Origin of the sequence: Paraburkholderia dipogonis, from assembly GCF_042680985.1 — a bacterium.
Lineage (GTDB): Bacteria > Pseudomonadota > Gammaproteobacteria > Burkholderiales > Burkholderiaceae > Paraburkholderia > Paraburkholderia phytofirmans.
The window spans coordinates 1-18,770 of the sequence record NZ_JBHUFR010000021.1; the positions used below are offsets into that span (position 1 = coordinate 1).

The 18,770-nt window shown below is 55.5% G+C and carries 12 protein-coding genes; 6 read left to right on the top strand and 6 right to left on the bottom strand.

The features are described 5' to 3' along the window. Positions 1-463: 463 nt before the first annotated feature. The 5 genes from ACFSNN_RS25770 to ACFSNN_RS25790 form a co-directional block, all read right to left on the bottom strand. Positions 464-1,441, bottom strand: coding sequence for a T6SS immunity protein Tli4 family protein (locus ACFSNN_RS25770; protein WP_134457427.1), 978 nt, complete (start codon positions 1,439-1,441; stop codon positions 464-466). Between the two features lie 56 nt (positions 1,442-1,497). Next, the gene (locus tag ACFSNN_RS25775) at positions 1,498-1,734 is read right to left on the bottom strand and encodes a hypothetical protein (RefSeq protein ID WP_377779199.1); all 237 of its coding nucleotides are present in this window, start codon (positions 1,732-1,734) and stop codon (positions 1,498-1,500) included. Between the two features lie 479 nt (positions 1,735-2,213). Next, positions 2,214-2,528 carry a PAAR domain-containing protein gene (locus tag ACFSNN_RS25780; RefSeq protein ID WP_377688768.1) on the bottom strand — a complete coding sequence of 105 codons (315 nt, stop codon included), beginning with the start codon at positions 2,526-2,528 and terminating at the stop codon, positions 2,214-2,216. Positions 2,529-2,540: 12 nt separating this feature from the next. Beyond that, the gene (locus tag ACFSNN_RS25785; protein ID WP_134459062.1) at positions 2,541-4,079 is read right to left on the bottom strand and encodes a tetratricopeptide repeat protein; all 1,539 of its coding nucleotides are present in this window, start codon (positions 4,077-4,079) and stop codon (positions 2,541-2,543) included. 127 nt (positions 4,080-4,206) lie between these two features. Beyond that, positions 4,207-4,503, bottom strand: coding sequence for a hypothetical protein (locus ACFSNN_RS25790; protein WP_134457429.1), 297 nt, complete (start codon positions 4,501-4,503; stop codon positions 4,207-4,209). A gap of 574 nt (positions 4,504-5,077) precedes the next feature. On the opposite strand from ACFSNN_RS25790, the gene ACFSNN_RS25795 reads away from it, so the two are divergent. The 6 genes from ACFSNN_RS25795 to ACFSNN_RS25820 all read left to right on the top strand — a co-directional run bounded on the left by ACFSNN_RS25795 (position 5,078) and on the right by ACFSNN_RS25820 (position 15,104). Beyond that, positions 5,078-7,858 (top strand): type VI secretion system Vgr family protein, encoded by a 2,781-nt coding sequence (locus ACFSNN_RS25795; protein ID WP_134457430.1) that lies wholly within the window; start codon positions 5,078-5,080, stop codon positions 7,856-7,858. A gap of 19 nt (positions 7,859-7,877) precedes the next feature. Further along, complete coding sequence (locus tag ACFSNN_RS25800; RefSeq protein ID WP_377688767.1) at positions 7,878-10,178, top strand: T6SS effector phospholipase Tle3 domain-containing protein; 2,301 nt, start codon at positions 7,878-7,880, stop codon at positions 10,176-10,178. Next, the gene (locus tag ACFSNN_RS25805; protein WP_134457431.1) at positions 10,178-11,830 is read left to right on the top strand and encodes a type VI lipase adapter Tla3 domain-containing protein; all 1,653 of its coding nucleotides are present in this window, start codon (positions 10,178-10,180) and stop codon (positions 11,828-11,830) included. The genes ACFSNN_RS25800 and ACFSNN_RS25805 overlap by 1 nt, the downstream gene beginning before the upstream one ends. Before the next feature lie 80 nt (positions 11,831-11,910). Beyond that, positions 11,911-12,174 carry a PAAR domain-containing protein gene (locus ACFSNN_RS25810; protein ID WP_134457432.1) on the top strand — a complete coding sequence of 88 codons (264 nt, stop codon included), beginning with the start codon at positions 11,911-11,913 and terminating at the stop codon, positions 12,172-12,174. A 537-nt stretch (positions 12,175-12,711) separates the two neighbouring features. Continuing rightward, on the top strand, positions 12,712-12,873 hold the full coding sequence (locus ACFSNN_RS25815) for a SymE family type I addiction module toxin (protein WP_377747397.1): 162 nt from the start codon (positions 12,712-12,714) through the stop codon (positions 12,871-12,873). 482 nt (positions 12,874-13,355) lie between these two features. Beyond that, positions 13,356-15,104: an ATP-binding protein gene (locus tag ACFSNN_RS25820; RefSeq protein ID WP_377688766.1), complete on the top strand. Its 1,749-nt coding sequence runs from the start codon at positions 13,356-13,358 to the stop codon at positions 15,102-15,104. 252 nt (positions 15,105-15,356) lie between these two features. Here ACFSNN_RS25820 and ACFSNN_RS25825 read toward each other — a convergent pair whose 3' ends face one another. Further along, the gene (locus ACFSNN_RS25825; RefSeq protein ID WP_134457436.1) at positions 15,357-18,761 is read right to left on the bottom strand and encodes a DEAD/DEAH box helicase family protein; all 3,405 of its coding nucleotides are present in this window, start codon (positions 18,759-18,761) and stop codon (positions 15,357-15,359) included. Positions 18,762-18,770 lie beyond the last annotated feature (9 nt).

Here is an 18,770-nt window from a genome sequence, read left to right on the forward strand (position 1 = left end):
AAGATCAGACGTTTGCCGCAATCGTATATTCAAAAGCAATTGTTAAATCGGAATTATTTTCCAAGGCCTGCTCCGCGATCCATATCGGCATTAATGACGTGCGTCGCCTCACATTTCGCCGGATTCGTAAGTCCCCCGCAAAGCAGCGCACGGCGGCAGCATCATAGCTGCATCCAACTGAATCTTCCCTTTCTCGGTGCGATGACCCGGTCGCTGCGCGCTCTAACTCCAATGCGGCAGCGCTAAGGGGGCGTCGTACCTATTTCTGGATCAGGCGGGTCTCCAGCCGAGGAGCGTCCGCCATTCATGTGGTGTACATAGCCGAAGCTGAATGTTTTTCACTCTGTAAAAATGTAGTATCGAAATCAGCGAAGCCCGATAAGCTAATTACGGCACTCGATGTCTCGCTAACGTCAGTCCGATGCACCCTGCCACCACCATGACTGTATGCACCGGCTCCCCATTACTGAGCCGGCCGCCGCCTTACCGAAGCCGCAATCCCCTTCGCCATCAGATCAAGCTCCTCTGTCGACACAGGCGCATTCCCCTTTGCATACTTTGCGTTTCTCTCGACCAGAACAAGCAGATTAGGCATATCAGTCGGTGCACTGGAATCCCCTTGCACCGTAGCTAGATATCCATAATCCGTCGAGTCGTCGTCGCGCGTGATGATCGCCGAAGTCTCGACACCCTCCCGGCCATCGAGCTTGACAGTCCGGTAAGGCGCCTCTCCAACAAGCTTGATCCGCTTGCCAATTCCGTATTCATAACCCCATACGAACTCACTCTTCTGTTTAGACGTAAGCTTGGGGTCAACTGCCAACGCTTTCTCATCGAGAAAAAAAATCGTGACGTCGGGGTGATTTTTCAAGCGAAACGTTACGCCCACTTGACGCGCCGAGTCTTTCCCGTTATCGGCAACGAACATGCCCGGCAGACATACACCGTCGCCTTTAGGAATTTCGTAGGCATTGCGGGCGGAAAGACCCTTTAGAACCGCTTCAGTACGTTGCTTCGCCACAGATGGTTCCGACGATGACTCGCGAAAGCTGATCGCCCGCCGATTCTCATAAATGTAGAACCCGGCCGCACGTTGACCGGCCCAGGCAAATGCGTCCGGCCGTCCCACCGGCACCACCTCAAACCGACCGTTCTCATCGGTCGACACTGAGCTTGAAGACACCCGCGTTTTGATCCCACCCAGGATCGAACCGAACTCAGCATGCGACATCGATCCGGTTATCCGGAAGGTACCGTTATAAATAAAAACGGAGTGCACAGCTGGCTGATCGTTGGAAAACCGAATTGGATTTTCCTGCGGCTTGGAGAACGCGGTGGGAATGGTCAAAGCGACATCGGCATCGTCAGGCATCGTCAATTCGTAGCGGCCGACGCATTCCTGGCGTGCTTCCGCCATGGCACGAGACGACACAGATTGCATCGCACACACCAACGACGCGAATGCGATCGAATTCCACCGACTTCTAAACTGTCTCATCAGCTAAGTTCTCCGCCCTTGCTCGCATCGGCAGCCGACGCATCCTGTTCATAAGCGTCAGTCGGCTTCGGCACCTGATAATTCTCCGCAACAAGCGAAGTGGCAAAACCCAAGTTGTTGTTCTCGCCCCTCGTCCACTCGATAGGCAGGGAAACAATGAATCCCTTCAGTTGGGCCAGATTGGCTGCGGCTCCCTCGTGTTGCGGCTTCGTCCAGAAGGCGTCGTCGAAAGGCATCTTCCCATCGGTCGACTTCCTCTCCGGATCCCATGTTGGCCATATAGACGCGAAATCGCCTTGCTCGTCCGGCGAATCAGACAACGCTCGATTGCGAGGGATAAAGGCAAATGCCGCTTCATATAACTTCTGATTCGCGTCCGCCACCGTCTGTATCGCTTTCCAGTTCGCTGGCTTAGCAGGCTGATTGATAGTTTTCGACTAGCGGCGCGGCAATCTCCTTTTCCACGCTGGAGAACAAGAACGTCATGCAGTACAAGTTTTCTGTCAATGGCGAGCCGGTGAAACTGACGGAAGGGATGTTTGCCGATTGATTGATGAACCTGAATTAGCGCGCGAGAACGGTAGTCGATTACATCATGCAGACCCTCGACAAATTAGCAGTTACTTTGATGAAACAGTAACAAACCGTACCGCGCAGCCGAACGCCTGAACTGAATAAGGGCTGCGCGATCTGATACGGACAATCCTGCACTGACCTACGACACAGACAAAGTTGTTCCACGACTCACCAGCGTGCAGCCACAGGCAACGCGATGTCCGTGCAAGGCTACCGGCTGATCACTGACCATATTGGTGTCATCGCCTTCGCTGATCGTCTGCTTGCCGTGCTCCTTGCAATCGACCAGATCATTCTTACGCGCGATAGGCTTGCCGTCCACAGTATCGGCATTTGAGCCCGTTATCACTGTTCCGCCGTGTGGGGCAACGCTGTCGCCGACCACGATAACTTGCTTGACCACTTTGTTCTCCGCAAACCAGCGTCGAGCAACTGCATAGAGCAATTCCGACACCTGTTCCCATCACTAAAGAGTAATTTCCCGTACGCCCGGAGTGCCTGAATCGGCATTCGGGCTACCTTGATATGTCCAGCGCAATTCGTCGGTGCCGATGCCCAGGAACCGGTCGCGCGGATGCGGGAAATCCTGACCTTTTTCAACAAACGCTTGCTGATCCCATCGGTTATGAAGCGTAGCGAGCGGATGATCCGCCGCAACTCGAGCTTCCCAAATCCCAGTCTTCGTACAAGATTGTGAGCCGTTACATTGAAGCACCAATTCTGGCTCTGCAATTTCACGCAGCAACCCCGCTTCCACGGTATGCCTTAGAAAGTCCTCCCGTTGCGGCGGGGCGAGGAACGCCTCGCCGAGGTAATGCCACTGCACCTGATCTACGCCGAGCCAAGAGAATGCGGAAGGCTCGAAACGTTCGCCAGCTTGGTACCTTTCTGGCGAGCTGCTCCGCGCGTTCATCAATTGGTCCTTTGGTGCAGATCCCGGGCCAAAGAGCGCTAGCCAGTAACCATCGCGCGGCACAAGCTGATCTCCCGTTACCGCGAGCGAACTTTGCTTGAGCGACGGCACCGAATAGCCTTTCGGTACGAATTCTCGCCCTTGCAAAACCGCGCCCTGTTGCGACTTGGGTGGTTGGGTCACGGCCTTTGCGCCGTCGATGAGCATCTGAGTGTCGCCGTCCCAACGGGGCAGCGGCGCAGGCGGCGGCGGAAGAACCTTATCGAGATTGGGCAGCTTCAGGCGCCCTTGATAAAGACCTAACATATCCCCGATCTTGCTATATCGCTGGGCGCGCGCCTTATCGATGTGACCAACCAGATTGGTACCATCAGTAAGGCCAAGACCCCGATATTCAGAGCTCAGTGAATTTGCGCACTCTGCACTGCCTAGCTTTACACCTTCATGCATGATCTTTAACGCGCGCTGCTTGGCTTCCGCAGTGCCCGGGCGAGCGTAGATAAGACCAAGCTTCGCTGCGGCGTCGCCGTAACCTTGTGCGAGTGCACATTCCAACATTTGAGTTGCGACAGGAAGATTTCCCCAGAAGCCCTCGGCAGGATCATCGTATGTAGCGGCCATTTTGTAGCCGAGATAAGTCATTGCTGCCGGACTTCCCATGTCCGATGCGCGTTGAAAGAATGCATATGCGCTGGTGGCGTCGCCACCTTTGATCATTCCGTTCTGGTGATAGGTTCCCATCACGTCATACGCGTCCGGTACGCCAAGTTGCATAGCTTTTTCGACCCAGCGGATCGCCACCTCCGGGTCATGCTCAGGCACTCCGGGCGACTTGGACACTATCAGCGATGCGAGGTTGAGCATCGCTTTCCAATGATTGCGTTCAGCGGCCTGCAAGTAGAGCTGATAAATCTTTGGGTAGTCACGGTTTTTATAGTAGACATCCGGGTTATCCAGCGCTAAGGCCTGCTGAAACCATAACTCGGCTTGCGAATCAATTGGCGGCACATGTTGAGCCTGATAAACACATGCGAACGTCTTCCTGTGCGGATCGAAGAGGGGCAGTTTTTCATTTCGCGGAAGATCTGACATGGCGGTGCTCGTTTTGCTTGTGAGAATGGTGAGCGGGTTTGCTGGGGCGTTTGCGAGTGGCAGGCACGCCGTGACAACGAGGACGCGCATTAAAAAAGAGAAAAATTTCGTCATAGTTTCATTCGTATCAAGCCAGTTCTGCCGTCGTAGCGGACGGAACGCTAATCGACGCATGGAGAGTCGTAGTAGCTCGATGATCTTCGAAGGGCAACAGAAATCCTTTCATTTTTTTGGTCCCCGCCATCTGGGTATCTCGATTCTTCGCCATCAGCGTTTTCCAGTCCGTGAATGCATCCGACCATTCGCCTGCATTTCCGCCTCCTTGGACATCGCCGCCCGATTGCAGGCTGAATATCTTCTGGCGTAGTGGCGCCGCGTAGGCCTGACCCGTTACGCCAATGTTGATTTCACTGTCGGACGCCATGCTCCGCTGGTTAAGGTTCGCGCTGCCGACCGTCCCAACCCACCCTTCGATGAAGACGACGTGGGAACCGAAAGCCGCAGCACGCCCCACCGATTTGCATGAAACAACGCCTGCGCCCGCTCATTCAAGCACAGGCCCTCGCTGATGTCGACGCGATGCGCGATCAGCACCTGCTCGAGGCTCGACTGGGCCGAGCCCCAATGCAGGCGGAAGGCGCGGTTGCTTTGCGTCAGGGACGGGGAGGCGAAGGCGCGGAGCAGGTCTGTGGATAGCGCAGTGACGACATATATGCCACCAGCACAGTCCGGGCAAACTGAATGCATAACCGTGCCGCCACTGAACGGGTAAGTCACCGACACTAACACTAATTCGGCGGATATGCGAATTAGGTCAAATTAGCGGAATTACAATTTTATTCATAACCCGTCAAAACTTATCTAAAATACGCCCCACAGATTGGTGAAATTTGAACCGCGATCCTCATTTTTCGTTTTAGATTTTCACTGCGTCAATTTGTTAAATTTGAGTTGATCTACAATTACCCGCCTTTCACGAGAAAAGCGAGATTTGGGGGTTGTCTTCCGTGAGTGATGTCCAGTTATTTAGAGAGGCCCTGTCCGGGACGCTCGATCAAGAACGACGCCCGGTGCGTCTGCATTGGGGAAAGACGCAGGCTTCACTCGAACAGGCGTTGCTAGTTCAGCGTCTTGAGATCGCGGAAGGGCTCATGACCGGAATTGAGGGCCACCTAACCTGTCTGTCTTCCAGAGCGGACTTGCCCGGCAACGCGTTTCTGGGTTTGCCCGTCACAGTGCAGTTCGTGACGGACGTCGGGAAGCTACACGCCATTAGCGCTATCGTAACGGCGTGTTCCGCCGGGCAATCGGACGGTTCTCTTGCCTGCTATCAACTGACGATCAGCGATGCATTATCGGTGATGGAACGTCGCGTCAATTCACGAATGTTCCGCGGGAAAAGTTTGCCCGACATTCTAGATGTGCTGATGCGCGAATGGACACAGCGCAGTCCTGCGCTCGCTAGCGCCTTCGAGTTTGACCTGTCGGGATTGACACGCTCACGCTACCCGACCCGTGAACTCACTCGCCAGGTTAACGAATCGGACGCCGCCTTCATCCGTCGCCTTCTGCGGCGCGATGGTGCGAATGTCTTCGTCAGGGCCGGGCGCGCCTCCAACAGCGACAACGCCGGCGATAGCCCTGTCCATACGCTCGTATTCTTCGACGATCCAATGAAGCTGCCGCAGACGACAGCAGGTACGGTTCGCTATCACCGGGACGCAGGCACGGAGGAGCGCGACACGGTCCAACTTTGGGCAGAGTCACAAACGCTGATAGCTGGCGCGATACGGCGCTCGTCTTGGGACTACAAGGTCGCGGCAATGTCGCAGACAGATCAGGTGACGATTGTCGATCAAGGAAAAGCTGGCAACGACCTTGCTCGTTTGCTGTCGGATTCGGCGACTGATTCACCGCATGCCGGGGACTCGTGGGCCGACTACGACCGGATCGGAAAGGACCGAATGCTAGCTCACGAGTTGCGAGCGCAATCCGTGCACGGCGCAGGCACAGTGCGCGATCTCGCTGTGGGCCACTGGTTTACGCTCACTGGCCACCCGGCTGTCGATTTACGGCCCGCGGAACAGCGCCAGTTCATTGTCACGTCATTGCGCCACCAAGCAGAAAACAATCTACCAAAGGAATTTAACGAACGAGCGCAAGCGCTGCTGAACGCGAGTAGCAGCGTCTTTGGAACGCCCGCCGCGTCCGGGAATTCTGGCAGCGTAAGTAACTCCGATACGCGCTATGAAAACGGATTCACATGCGTTCGCCGTGGCGTGGCGCTTACACCCGCGTACGACTCACGCATTGACCTGCCAGTAGTGCACCCCATAACCGCCACGGTCGTTGGACCGAAGGATGAGGAAGTGTTCTGCGATGAGTCGGGGCGTATTCGCGTGCAAATCCAAGGCCTCAATTCTGAAGACCATACACATGCGCAGGGCGCCGGCACAAATGGCAATGAGACCGACAGCGCGCCGGTGCGGGTCGTATCTGCGCTGGCCGGCGCGAACTTTGGCGAGAACACGGTACCTCGCATCGGTATGGAGGTGTTGCTGGACCATATAGACGGTGATCCGGACCGGCTCGTGGTGATCGGGGTCCTGTCAAACGGCTCCAACACGCCAGCGACCTTCAGCCACACCGGCGCACTGCCCGGCAATCGCTATGTGTCGGGTCGAAAGACGAAAGAAATCAAAGGACAGCGATATAACCAACTCCGGTTCGACGACACAGCCGGCCAGATCAGTAGCCAGCTGGCAAGCGAACACGCTTTCACTCAACTCAATCTAGGCTACTTGACCCAGCCACGCACGGATGGAAACGGTGATGCGCGTGGAGAGGGCGCAGAGTTGAGAACGGACGCAGCGGCCGCGTTGCGCGCTGCCCAAGGCGTCCTTCTGACAACCTATGCTCGTTCTCAAGCAAGTGGACACCAACTCGATCGCGATGAACTGATCCAGTTGCTTGCAGAGTGTACCGAGCTGTTCAAGTCGCTAGGCGACTATGCCGGCCAGCACGGTGGTCAGGCAGCAGACACAGCGGGTCAAAACGAAATTGTGTCGGCGTTCAAGTCATGGAATTCGACCGACAGCACACAGTCATCGACAGGTAGTTCGCAGGCGCTCATGGCGTTCGGCGCGCAGGCTGGCTCCGTCAATATCACGCCCAAAACCCACGTTACTTACGCAGGCGAAAACGTGGACCAGGTCGCCCAGCAACATCTGCAGCTTATGAGCGGCCAGCGGTTTAACGCCACGGCCGGCCAAGGCATGCAATTGTTCGCCCGCGGAACTGGAGTACAAGCGATCGCCGGCGAGGGTCCGCTTTTGCTCCAGGCCCAGGCCGATGCCTTGACGGCCAATGCGCAGAAGGGTGTGAGAATCAGCACGAACGAAAATGAAGTGCTGGTCACTGCGCCCACAATTCGCCTCGTTGCCGAGGACGGCAGCTACGTGAAGATCGGCGGCGGCGTTACGTTGGGAACGAACGGTGACGTGAAAATTCTATCGGCCTCGCATCAATGGGGCGGTCCGTCGACGCAGACAGCCACCAAGACCGCGTTCAACAATGCGCCCACCGATCAGCGCTTCAAGTTGCACTATCCCGGGCACACCGAATCGTCGCCCGCAGTTGCTGCGCAGCAGCCGTATCGCATGACGCTCGACGATGGTCGAGTGATCGAAGGCAAGACCGATGCGAACGGTCTAACAGACCTCGTGCAGGACGACGCTATGCGTATTCTCAAGGTCGATATCCTTAAGCCCGCCCTCTAAAGAGCAACTGGAGAACGGAATGGCGAATGCCAACGATGATTACCACGTGATCGGCCAAGGGGCGGCGGTCACGCACGCTAGCCGCGCAAACGACAGGCCTGTCGCAATGCCACGCGATCTGCCGGGCATTGTGATCTTCCTTCACGGCGTCAACGATCCAGGGGCCGTCTACTCGTTCGTCGAGGAAGGGCTCTGCCACGGGCTCAATGATCGGCTGTCTAGAGACGATCTGAAGTCGGGTCTGTACGGTGCGAAATACCAGGCGCTCGCGAAAAAACCAAAGGCCGATGTTCGCATCAATGATGAGAGCATTCTCGGCGATCCGGACACGTATCTGTATCAACGAACAGCGGACAAAACCACCAACAGCGTATTGATTCCGTTCTACTGGGGTTACAGAGCGGACGACAGCAATATTGCGAAATTGATCAATCCGGGAAAGGTGAAAAGTCGCGCGGCAGACCCTAACGGCAATCTCATGACGCGCGCCCAGTACCAGGACCTTCAGGGCAACCGGCTCGACAAACACTTCGCCAAGGCAGGCGGGTTCTTTGCGAACGCGACGAACAATATCCCGGACATGTACGGTAGAGGGTTCGTTGCTGGAAAGGACGCACAGTTTGTGACCTGGTCAAATATCGCGGGCAATTATCTGTATGCCGCCAACGCGCCCGATCGCACCTACTTCGTATTGGCTGCGACGCGGCTTGCCAATCTGATCTTCACGATTCGCGCGATCAAGGCAAAGGATCTTGCCGCGGCCCAAGGCATGCTGCCTGAACACGAAACGATTACCATCATGGGACACAGCCAGGGCACGATACTGACCCTGCTTGCGCAAGCAATTCTGAAAGAGAAAGGTCATCGCTGCGTTGACACCATCATCATGGTGGATACGCCGTACGGTCTTTACGAGACGGCGGATTCAAGTCAGACCGGCCATGCGAAGCTCAAGACGCTGATTGATATCGTCAACGAAGTCGCGCAAAAACCTTACACCGTTCCGGATCTAGCCGACATGCTAATCGAGCATGACAGGCATGGTGGTCGGGCGGGACCGGGTTGGACAAAAACCAAAGGGAAGCGTCTGGACAAGAGCGGTAAGAACTGGATCACGTTCGACGAGCGGGACAATCGCGGCAAGGTCTATCTGTATTTCTGTCCTGAAGATACGGTCGTCGGGCTTAAGTCGGTGCATGGTATCGGCACGTTCGGCGTGCCTGACGAAGTGCCGGCAGATGGCGCGGCGCTCAAGGCCAATCCCAAAAAGAAGACGATGCCGGCGATGACAGCCTTGTCGCCTAAGCGGTTCTTCCAGCGGATGTGGACGCGCATGGAGCGTGATCACAACGGCGACGGTAACTACAAGAAGGTACTGGTCGGCACTAAGCCTGCGCGCGTGCCTGTACGCGAGCAATTTGAGCGACTGTCGCCAGGACCTGATATCGGCTCGCCGGCGAGCGGATTTTTTTCCCAGATCGGGGGGAGCGCGGCATCGCAAGCCCAGAATGTTGCACTGCAAGCCAAGTTCGAGCGGAATGACATCCGGTTCATCAACGGTGAAGAACTCAAACCACCATGTGAGCCTGATCTATATGGTGGTGAAGTCGTGCGGGGCGGCCCGAAACCAGGATATGCCGATGTGCCCGGCGTCTTTTCACCGGACGATGTGACGAAGAATGTTGCATTGGGCAACCAGTATGCAAGCTTGCGTTGGGTAACGGTTGAACACTCAATGGTCCCCGAGCTGGATCTTGAAAAGCTTAAAGCGCAGTTCAATTCCGGCAAGTCGCCGGACCAGCAATCGCAGAACTGGAAAGTCGGCGGAATCGGCGGGTTCGCTGTGCTGCGCGAGGAGACTCCCGAAGAGGCACGCGCACGGATGGCAAAAGACAGCAATGCTTATGATGCGAACAACTACCACTCCGGCGTATTACATAGCGCAGAGAATCACCGCTGGGTGACTGCAATGGATGTCGCCATCGGACAAGCCGTTATGCTGGACGATCCAGTGTGGCGCGACCTGCTGATTGGTATTGCCGACTGGAAATTGGATAGCACCGCACTGTCGAGACTTCAAGCGAACAAAAATTACAGCCGACTGCCAAACGAAACGAGGCAGCTAGTTGAAGCCTGCGCGAAGTATTACCAAACAGGGATGTTCCCGGAAGACAAGGTTTCTACGTATCCTCCGTCGTTAGTTACCAGCGAACTGACTCCAAAAGAGTCGGCCGCGCAGCAGGCCGCTCAACAAGAACAGTGGGCGCAGGAACAGCGATTCATGCAGGATCAAGTAGCCAAGAACTGGGGTCAACTTTGATGAGACCTCGCATTTGGCCTTATGCTTGCGCGCTTGCACTGGTCGCGGTCATCTGGACCGCGTACGTGATGACAGGGCACTACAAATATTGGCAGACGACTGGTCAGGAGATGCCGCATATGGGCAGCAGTATTCGAAACGGCGTGTTGATCGCACTGGGCGTTGCAGCAATCGTGTATGGAGCGAGCTTCGCCTGGCTTCATCGTCCTTCGGGCACATCTGCCATTGCCGCTGAGACGCCCGCGAGAAAAGATGCTCCTGCGTTGGTGACACACGGGTTCAACGGTTCTCCCGCGTTACTCTCGCAAACGGGGCAGAAGTTCGTACTCGAGGTTCGAGGAGTTGGTGTTGTGACCGGATGGGATACGAACGCGGAGATTACGCGCGGGATCGATGCCAAAGCGGACAACCACGCAACCTATTTCTCTACCAACCCCGAAGACTACCCAGACAGTGACGGCGACCGAGCAACCAATCTCAATGTGACAACCGGCACGGCGTTCGGCCTCGCCGCTCGCCATGCGGTTGAACGATGGCCGGTTCCAGTCATCGTCTGGGAGCCACCTAAGGATCCAAAGAATCAATTCCGCGCAGCGACGATCATCGCCGACGGCCGTACACAGGCGAGCCTTGGCGTGACCCTGTTTCTCTGGCAAGAGGATGCCAACACCGGCGACGGCGCCGACATGATCGAAAAGCTCTTCGCGTTTTTTGATGCGCATCCCGATGTGCCTGCCGCGCTGGTCTACAGTCGGGATGGCTCCACAGTGAGGTCACTGCTAAAGGCACCCGGCAGCGGCGGGGCACCTGCATACGGTCACGCCATCCCTGCCCTTCCTGACAGCGTCGGTGCGGTCCTGGTTTCCCGGTCCGACCGGGTCGACAAACTGATCCGGCCTTTCGCCGTCGACCAAACGCCTGAGGTCAACAAAAACGATACCGAGTACGACGTCGTCAAGCTCTGGAATTTCTACTGGGCTCGAGATCGCAGATTTCAAGAAGAAGTCGATAAAGCGAATGGCGGTTTTTTCAACGCCATTGTGCCTCGTGCCGATTGGTGGCAAACCCAATTGCCGGAGTTATGGAAAACGACCCTCAACAAGGGTCCGGGCCAGTTCACCCCGACCCCGTACATTCCTGTGCGCTGGACTGCGTGGCAAGTTGAACAGTTCGACAAGGCGCCTTTGGTTGGTTATCTGCATCGACCGGTCGACGTGAAACTCACCGACGAACACGGGCAGCCGCTGAAAACTTCGGCACAGGCTGAAGCACTCGCCACCGGCTGGAAACAGGCCGTTGCCGCGCTGCCTGACCAGAAGGAACCCAAACGGGTCTTCTATGACACGACTGGCGATAAGCAGTGGGCGATTCCCCTCACACAAGCGTTGGGGCAAGCGGGCCCTTCTGCGCCGAGCCTTGGCGATGTTAAGGAGGGTTACGACATCGGAGCGCGCATCGGCAATACCGGCGTGAGTTCGCCTTTAGTTCAGATTGGTTTGGGTGCGATCTCGAGCTATCAGGAAGGTGGGGCTAGTGCGACCATTAATCGGCGGCCAAATGGAACGGTGAGCATCGTTATGGTTAGTCCTCCGGATGCGGCGGCAAAGGCAGCGTGGGCGCAGGCGAACAGCGGTGCAAGTCCGTTTAAATAGTAGTTTTGCGACGCGTAAGTTATCTATGGATAGCGCGTCGACATAAAGTAACTGATCGCTGAGAACGAACGGGTGAAAACATGCGCGGTGTGATCCGGGTGGGGGATTCGACAAGCCACGGCGGGAAGGTGGTGACCGGTCGCGATCAATCTGTTGTGATGGGTCGTCCGGTCGCTTGCGTCGGTGACAGTTGCACGTGTCCGAAGTCGGGCCATCACGACTGCGTGATTATCGAGGGCGATCCAAATGTGCTGATCGACGGAAAAGCCGTTGCCCTCGACGGCCACAAGACGTCGTGTGGCGCTAGTTTGATTTCGAGTCTTTCGTCGTCGGGTAAGCAATGAGGTCCCTGCGGCGGCGCTGACGTTCGACCTGTGTCAACTGTTGCCCGGCTGGTGATGGCTTACTGTCGCGCGCAATGGGAAGAAGGAGCGATGCTCGACTTCAGTCGAGCATCGACGTGCCTGATTTAATACGACGCCCGTCAGGACTACTCCCTCTCAAATTTGGCGACTGAGTGTGTGCGAAATTTAGTCGTTCACCGAGCGTTCGACGTTGTTGCACAACCCCTGACAATGCGAGAAAATAGATCGGATGCCTAATGACATAGCCGACGATCACGACAGGTTGTGCTTATAAAGCATCACTGAATGGTTGGCTCGATGATGTGCAGAAGATAACGCGAAAGGGCTGAGCCAAGCAAAAAGGAGAACGAGGAAGGAGATGAAGCGCGGGACGCATGGGCTGCCACCCACACGACCCGCTGACCACAAACAACCCTACAGATCTAGGAGTTGATCATGGCTGACGCCAATCATAAAGCAGTTGCGCGTGTTACCCAACGCATCTTGACCATTTCGTCACAAAGACGACCGCGGCCGATGAAAACGTACGCGCCGGCTCATATCGAATTCTTTCCAGATTTGCCACCGGCGCCTTGGATTCGGCTTTCTGGGAGGTGGTTGGCGAAGGCGGGGTTCAATATCAGCGACAGGATTCAGGTAGAAGTGCAACGAGGGCGACTGGTCATTACGCCAAGATGACCAATGTTTCGACAACAGCCTCGGCTGGAACTGAGGCTGCTGCGACGCGTGTCGACGCCGTCACTCGATAATTGCGGCTTTGTGGGGAAGGCTAGTTATAGCGACTCGATGGGTGACTCGAAGTGGCATAATCCGCAAGGCGTTGCGCGTGGTCACATCTTAAAGTTCGGACGCGGTGAAGCCACCGTGGGATAAGACAAAGTTTGGCAAATGCGGGGGCGATTGTGGATAGTGATGTAGAAAATCTGGTCCGCTCGATAGGATTGCCTGCAAAACGGGCAATGATTCCTTTGTTTGAGGCGGTCTCAAACAGCATGCACGCAATTGACGAGTGATTTAACGACGATACTCGCAAGGGCAACATAGAGATCGAAGTATGCGAACGCCGTGACCTCCTAGACCTTCCCCATAATGAAGAAGCGGTATGGCCAGTAGAGGGATTAATCATCTCCGACGACGGGGCTGGTTTCCATAAAGAAAACTTGGCATCTTTTGAAAAGGTCTATAGCAGCCGAAAACTCAATATCGGCGGCAAAGGTTTCGGACGCTTCACTTTCCTAAAGGTATTTTCAGACGCGAAGATCGAGAGCGTATATGCCTCCGCCGTCGACTCCTATGAGCGCATTTGCTTCACTTTTGACGCGGCCAAAGAAGTTCAGATCGAGTCGAAAGAGGTGCATTCCGGCAAGCAAAAAACTATTGTCCGCCTGCACGGAGCACGTGAAGTTTACGTAAAACATCTTTCCGCAGACCCGGGCATTATCGCCAAGCGAATAATTGAACATTTCCTACCTCTCTTTGCACTTGGCAGAATGCCGCGCATCCTTGTACACGGTCGAGGAAAGACTGTAGATCTGAGGTCCGTCTATGAGGAAAGTATCGGCTCGCGCACCGCACGAGACACCATCAATTTTTCTGGCCACGCTTTCGAGTTGGCGTACGTTCGTAGCTACCGAGCGAATGTAGTTCCGCGAATCGTTCTTTGCGGAAATGGGCGCGCAGTTACGGACGAAGAATTGGGCAAGATCGCGACTGAGATGCCCGAACGCCTCCTCGACGAGGAGGGTAGACCCTACGGACTGAGGGTACTCGTGAGTGGGGATTACTTAGATCGACATCTTGATCTCACGCGGACAGATGTTATTTTCCAAAGCGACGAAGGCGACTTCGAAGACGAGCAACTGATCAACAAAGCCGATCTCTTGGAGAAAATTGGTGCGACAGTGCGCGACCGTTTCAGCAAGGAAATTGAGGAGACAGTCGCAAAACGGGAAGCGCAGCTCCAAGAGCTTGTCCGAGAAATGCCCGAATACAGGATTTTGACGCACTCGAAGTATCGGGACCGTGTTCTTCGTCGAGTTCGACTGAGCGGGGGGAAGAGCGCTATCGATGCAGAGCTGTGGCGTGAATTACGAGAGATCGAGTCCGAACACCGCGTCGAAGGTACGCAAATTAAGAAATTGCTGGATGAAGGGTTGGAGAAAGAGTACCGCTTGAGGCTCGAAGACTACACGGAGACGGAAAATGAACTTGGAAAATCGCAGTTGGCCAAGTACATCGTCCATCGCCGGGTCATCTTGGACTTGCTTGAGAGGTCTTTGCAAAAACTTGCAGGAGATGCAAGCTATGCACTCGAACAGGATCTACACAATCTCGTCTTTCCGATGGGGAAGACGTCCGTTGACATATTTCGCGATCAGCAAAATCTGTGGGTGATTGACGAGGGCCTAAGCTTCCATTCCATCTTGGCATCGGACAAGAAAATGAAGTCGGTGCCCGGACTAGGTAGCACCTCAAATAAAGAGCCGGACATTATCGGGTGCTTCTACGACCGTGCGATTACTGTTGGTCCGGACCCAGATGACGCGACGGGCGCGGCGGTGGTGATCGAATTCAAGCGACCCAAACGCGACGACTTTTTGACCTCGGATCCTCTGCGGCAAATTACTGATCGTTTTTTTGAGTTACAGGAAGGGGTGGTGACGTCCGTTACTGGACGCCAAATCAACGGAAAAAATTTGCGTTTCGTCGGGTATTTTATTGCAGACCTGACACCTTCTCTTAGACGGTGCTTGCGAAGTTTTGCGCATGAAACATTCGACGGCGAAGGATATTATTTTCAACCACCAAATTTGCCTGCGTACATTGAAGTCATTTCTTATGATCGCCTCCTTCGGAATGCACAGCGTCGCAACAGAATTCTTTTTGAAAAGCTGGGCTTGAGTCAGTAATGATTCGCAGTCGGAGCGCATCCTCGTTCCGACAAGAGGCAAGAAATGACACCGGAACGTTCACCGCGCGCGGGGACGCCGCGACGCTCGCCCAATGTCTATGTGAAGCTCTCGTCTACTTCGGCGGTACGCCGCAACATTTGCTGTTCTATGACGCGAATTAGTATGCATCAAGCGCGACGGATTCGGCGAGGACGAGGGTCGCCGAAATTGTTCGCGCTGGTAGCGACCTACGTGCAGGGAAGCGGCGCTCTAAGCCGCCGCTCTCGCACGGATTAAATCCAGCGCCGTAACCAACTGATCGACTTGATCCGCGAGAAAGATTGTCTCTGGCCCAGAAGGACACATATCCACGAACGGAGTCTCGTATAGACGCGATGGGTCCATTACGCCGTTCTGGATCAATTCTTCAACAACAAGGTTAATGAATTCGATTTGATCGGGCGTAGCGGTTGTTCCACTAACGAACTCGCTAAACGCCTGCATCGCGACTTCGCGCTCCAAGCCTACTAGCGACCGGATAAAGATACCTAGGCCCTCACTCTGATCCGTCGCGGCTTTGATGAGCTCTGGGGAACCGCCCGCTTCGACCAGCATCCTCTCCAACTCCTCAAGGTCGGCGGCCGTTAGCGGTTGGTTCCGACGGAGCCGCTGAAGAGCCAGATGATTCTCGTGCGCCCGCAGAAATGCTCTCGCTTTTACCTTGAACTTAGCCATGTTCAGGCCCGCCGTCACTTGAGGAAGCGTGACTTCGGACATTTCGCCGAGTTCGTCCTCAAAGTCCGTATAGACGATCTTCCTTTTGACCTTCGGAATAAGCTTGATAAGCGCACGAAGCCGGCGACGCGCGATCTCCAGCATCGGCACTGTGACGTCTTCCCACCATTCGTCCCCGGCGACCGCGCTAATCAGTGCGATTTGCGTCTTGATTGCAGGAATCGCAATCTGTTCCTCCAGTTCGCCAGCGATACGCTGGATCTTCTCGCGTAGACCGACGAAACCTAGGCCTGCTTGCAGAATAGCGAGTTGGGCACGTAAGACGAGCATGTCGAAACGCTTGGCTTCTTCGTCGCTGTCAGTCAGTTCGGTCGGCAAGTCCGCCACACGCGCCGACAATTCATGAAAGTCTTCTGGCGAGAGAATCTGCCACGCCTCCGCCTTACTGAATTTGTCGACGAACTGGCGCTGCGGCCGAACGACGAAGTTGTCGACGTTCATCGCTGCAACTTGCGAATGCAGCAGGGCGGCTGTTGCCGCACGCAGTTGGCCTTCGGAAATAGGGTCTCCGTAAGGCGGCGGTTCAGGTTCGCCTATTTCGTCTTTGAAGCGCTGATCAATCGCGCCAATCATTTCCAGTCGAGCCTTGAAGAGTCTGGTCCCGAGCGGTTCCGTTGTTGAGCCTTCGGCAAAATCCTGACTCGCGCCAAAAAATTCCAGGTTCTGGCAGAAATCGAAGATGAAGAAGTTCTTCTTGTCCTCGCCCGGCCCAAATAGATCGGAGCGCAGACGCGTGCCGCGTCCGACCATCTGCCAGAACTTTGTTTTGGAGCGCACCGCCTTGAAGAAGACGAGATTGACGATCTCCGGCACGTCGATGCCGGTATCGAGCATATCGACCGAAACCGCAATATGCGGCATCCTCTCAGGCTTCGAAAAGTCGTCGATGATCGATTGCACGTACGTGGTCTTGTACGTCACCATCCGCGCGAAGTGCCCCTTGTACTGCGGGTAATTATCGTCAAACCGTTTGGCGATGAACTCGGCGTGATCGTTGTTCTTAGCGAAGATAATGGTTTTACCCAGCAGATCGCCGCCCGCCACTTTCTGCCCCTTTGTCATCAGCACTTCGAGCGCTTTGTCGACTGTATCGATGTTGAAGAGCCACTTGTTCATAGCCTCTGTATCGACTTCAGCAGGCATCGTGCCGTCTTCGTTCCATTCAACGGCGTCCCATTGCTCTTTCTCTTCCTCGGAGAGATCGTCGTAACGAATGCCTTCGCGCTGAAACTTGAGCGGAACGGAAATCGGCACGGGTGGAACAAGATGCGAATTCGCCACAGCTTCGTCGAGACCGTATGCGTCGGTGGGCACGCCCTTTTCGAGGTCGAACAGGCTATATGTATCCTTGTCGACTTCGTCCTTCGGCGTGGCCGTCAGGCCGACGAGCATCGAGTCGAAATAGTCAAAGATCGCTCGATATTTCCGGTACACCGAGCGATGAGCTTCATCGATGACGACGAGATCGAAGTGCCCGACGCCGAAGCGTCGCACGCCGTTGTGAGCGTCGTCGATGAGTCCCATCATTGTCGGGTAAGTCGACACGAACACGCGGCCCTCAGTGTACTTTTCTGTGACGAGATTGACCGGCGACGCATCGGGCAGATGCGTTTTGAACGCGCCGACCGCCTGATTCACGAGCGCCACGCGGTCCGCTAGAAACAGAATGCGTTTGGCCCAATTGCTGCGCATCAGCACGTCGGCGAGCGCAATGACCGTACGCGTCTTACCAGTGCCCGTCGCCATCACGAGCAATGCCTTGCGCTGGTTCTCGATTTCGAACGTTTCTCCGACACGGCGAATGGCGCGCGTCTGGTAAAACCGCTCAACGATCTTTGTATCGATGACCGCTTCCGCCAACTTCTTGCGACTTGTGCGACGTTGAATGACGAGTTCTAGTTCTGACCTTTTATAGAAGCCTTGCAGCGCGCGGCGTGGATAGGACTGGTCATCCCAGATCCAGTTCTCGTACCCGTTTGACAGGAAAATGACCGGACGTTGGTCGTGTTCCTTTTCGAGGCAATCGGCATAGAGCTTTGCCTGTTGCTCGCCTTCCAGCGGACTTTTCGTCGTACGCTTGGCTTCGATCAGCGCGAGTGGCTTGCCGTCGTCGGACCAAAGTACGTAGTCGACGTAGCCGATGCCTTCGCTGTTCGGCATGCCGGTGACTTTGACTTCGTGGTCCTTCGCCGGGTCTAGTGTCCAGCCGCTTTCCTTGAGCATCAGGTCGATAAAGGCACGGCGCGTTTCCGCTTCCGAGTAGTCGTGTGTGTCCGGCTGCGCGCTGTTGGCCTTCTTTGCGGCGGCAACTTCTTCACGCAGTTTCTGGAGTTCTTCGTCGAGCGCAGTTTTATCGGCGAGCAGGTCGGAGAGACGTTTGTCCTTCGCGTGAAGTTCGTCGTTGAGGCGCTGGATTTGTTCCGGCGTCTTGGCGGGCGGCGCTGCACTGGCGGGCTTAGAAATCAGATCCAGCGAGAACGCGAGGCCCGGGTCAGGACGGGTCGTGCGGCTGTAGGTTCGGGCGAGCCAATAGCAAAGATGGAACAGTTCCCGCGTGGCGCCGAGCGCATCGGAGACGGCGATTTTCTTCACGCCGTGAACAGCGTGATTGCCGAGTTCCTTGATGAGGCGCGCTTTGGTAAAGAGCGCTTCGCCGACGTTTTGACGGAACGTCGGCTCGTGGATCAATGCACTGAGGTTGTCCTGGTAGGGAAGCTTGAACGCCTTGTCATGCATGTAGAGCCATGCGACTGTTATTTCTAGTGTACGACGCGCGTAGAAGCAGGACACACGCGGGTCGGTGTTCGCGGATGCCTCCGCCCTGCTCGCCGCGTCGAAGAGCATGGACCATTCGGGGGAGAGGAAGGCGAAGTTGGTCATTTTATTGTT

Coding starts and splice junctions, on each gene's coding strand:
- ACFSNN_RS25810 (WP_134457432.1), top strand. CDS start 11,911: ATGCGCGGTGTGATCCGGGTGGGGGATTCGACAAGCCACGGCGGGAAG.
- ACFSNN_RS25790 (WP_134457429.1), bottom strand. CDS start 4,503: ATGGCGTCCGACAGTGAAATCAACATTGGCGTAACGGGTCAGGCCTAC.
- ACFSNN_RS25800 (WP_377688767.1), top strand. CDS start 7,878: ATGGCGAATGCCAACGATGATTACCACGTGATCGGCCAAGGGGCGGCG.
- ACFSNN_RS25785 (WP_134459062.1), bottom strand. CDS start 4,079: ATGTCAGATCTTCCGCGAAATGAAAAACTGCCCCTCTTCGATCCGCAC.
- ACFSNN_RS25805 (WP_134457431.1), top strand. CDS start 10,178: ATGAGACCTCGCATTTGGCCTTATGCTTGCGCGCTTGCACTGGTCGCG.
- ACFSNN_RS25825 (WP_134457436.1), bottom strand. CDS start 18,761: ATGACCAACTTCGCCTTCCTCTCCCCCGAATGGTCCATGCTCTTCGAC.
- ACFSNN_RS25770 (WP_134457427.1), bottom strand. CDS start 1,441: ATGCAATCTGTGTCGTCTCGTGCCATGGCGGAAGCACGCCAGGAATGC.
- ACFSNN_RS25815 (WP_377747397.1), top strand. CDS start 12,712: ATGAAAACGTACGCGCCGGCTCATATCGAATTCTTTCCAGATTTGCCA.
- ACFSNN_RS25775 (WP_377779199.1), bottom strand. CDS start 1,734: ATGCCTTTCGACGACGCCTTCTGGACGAAGCCGCAACACGAGGGAGCC.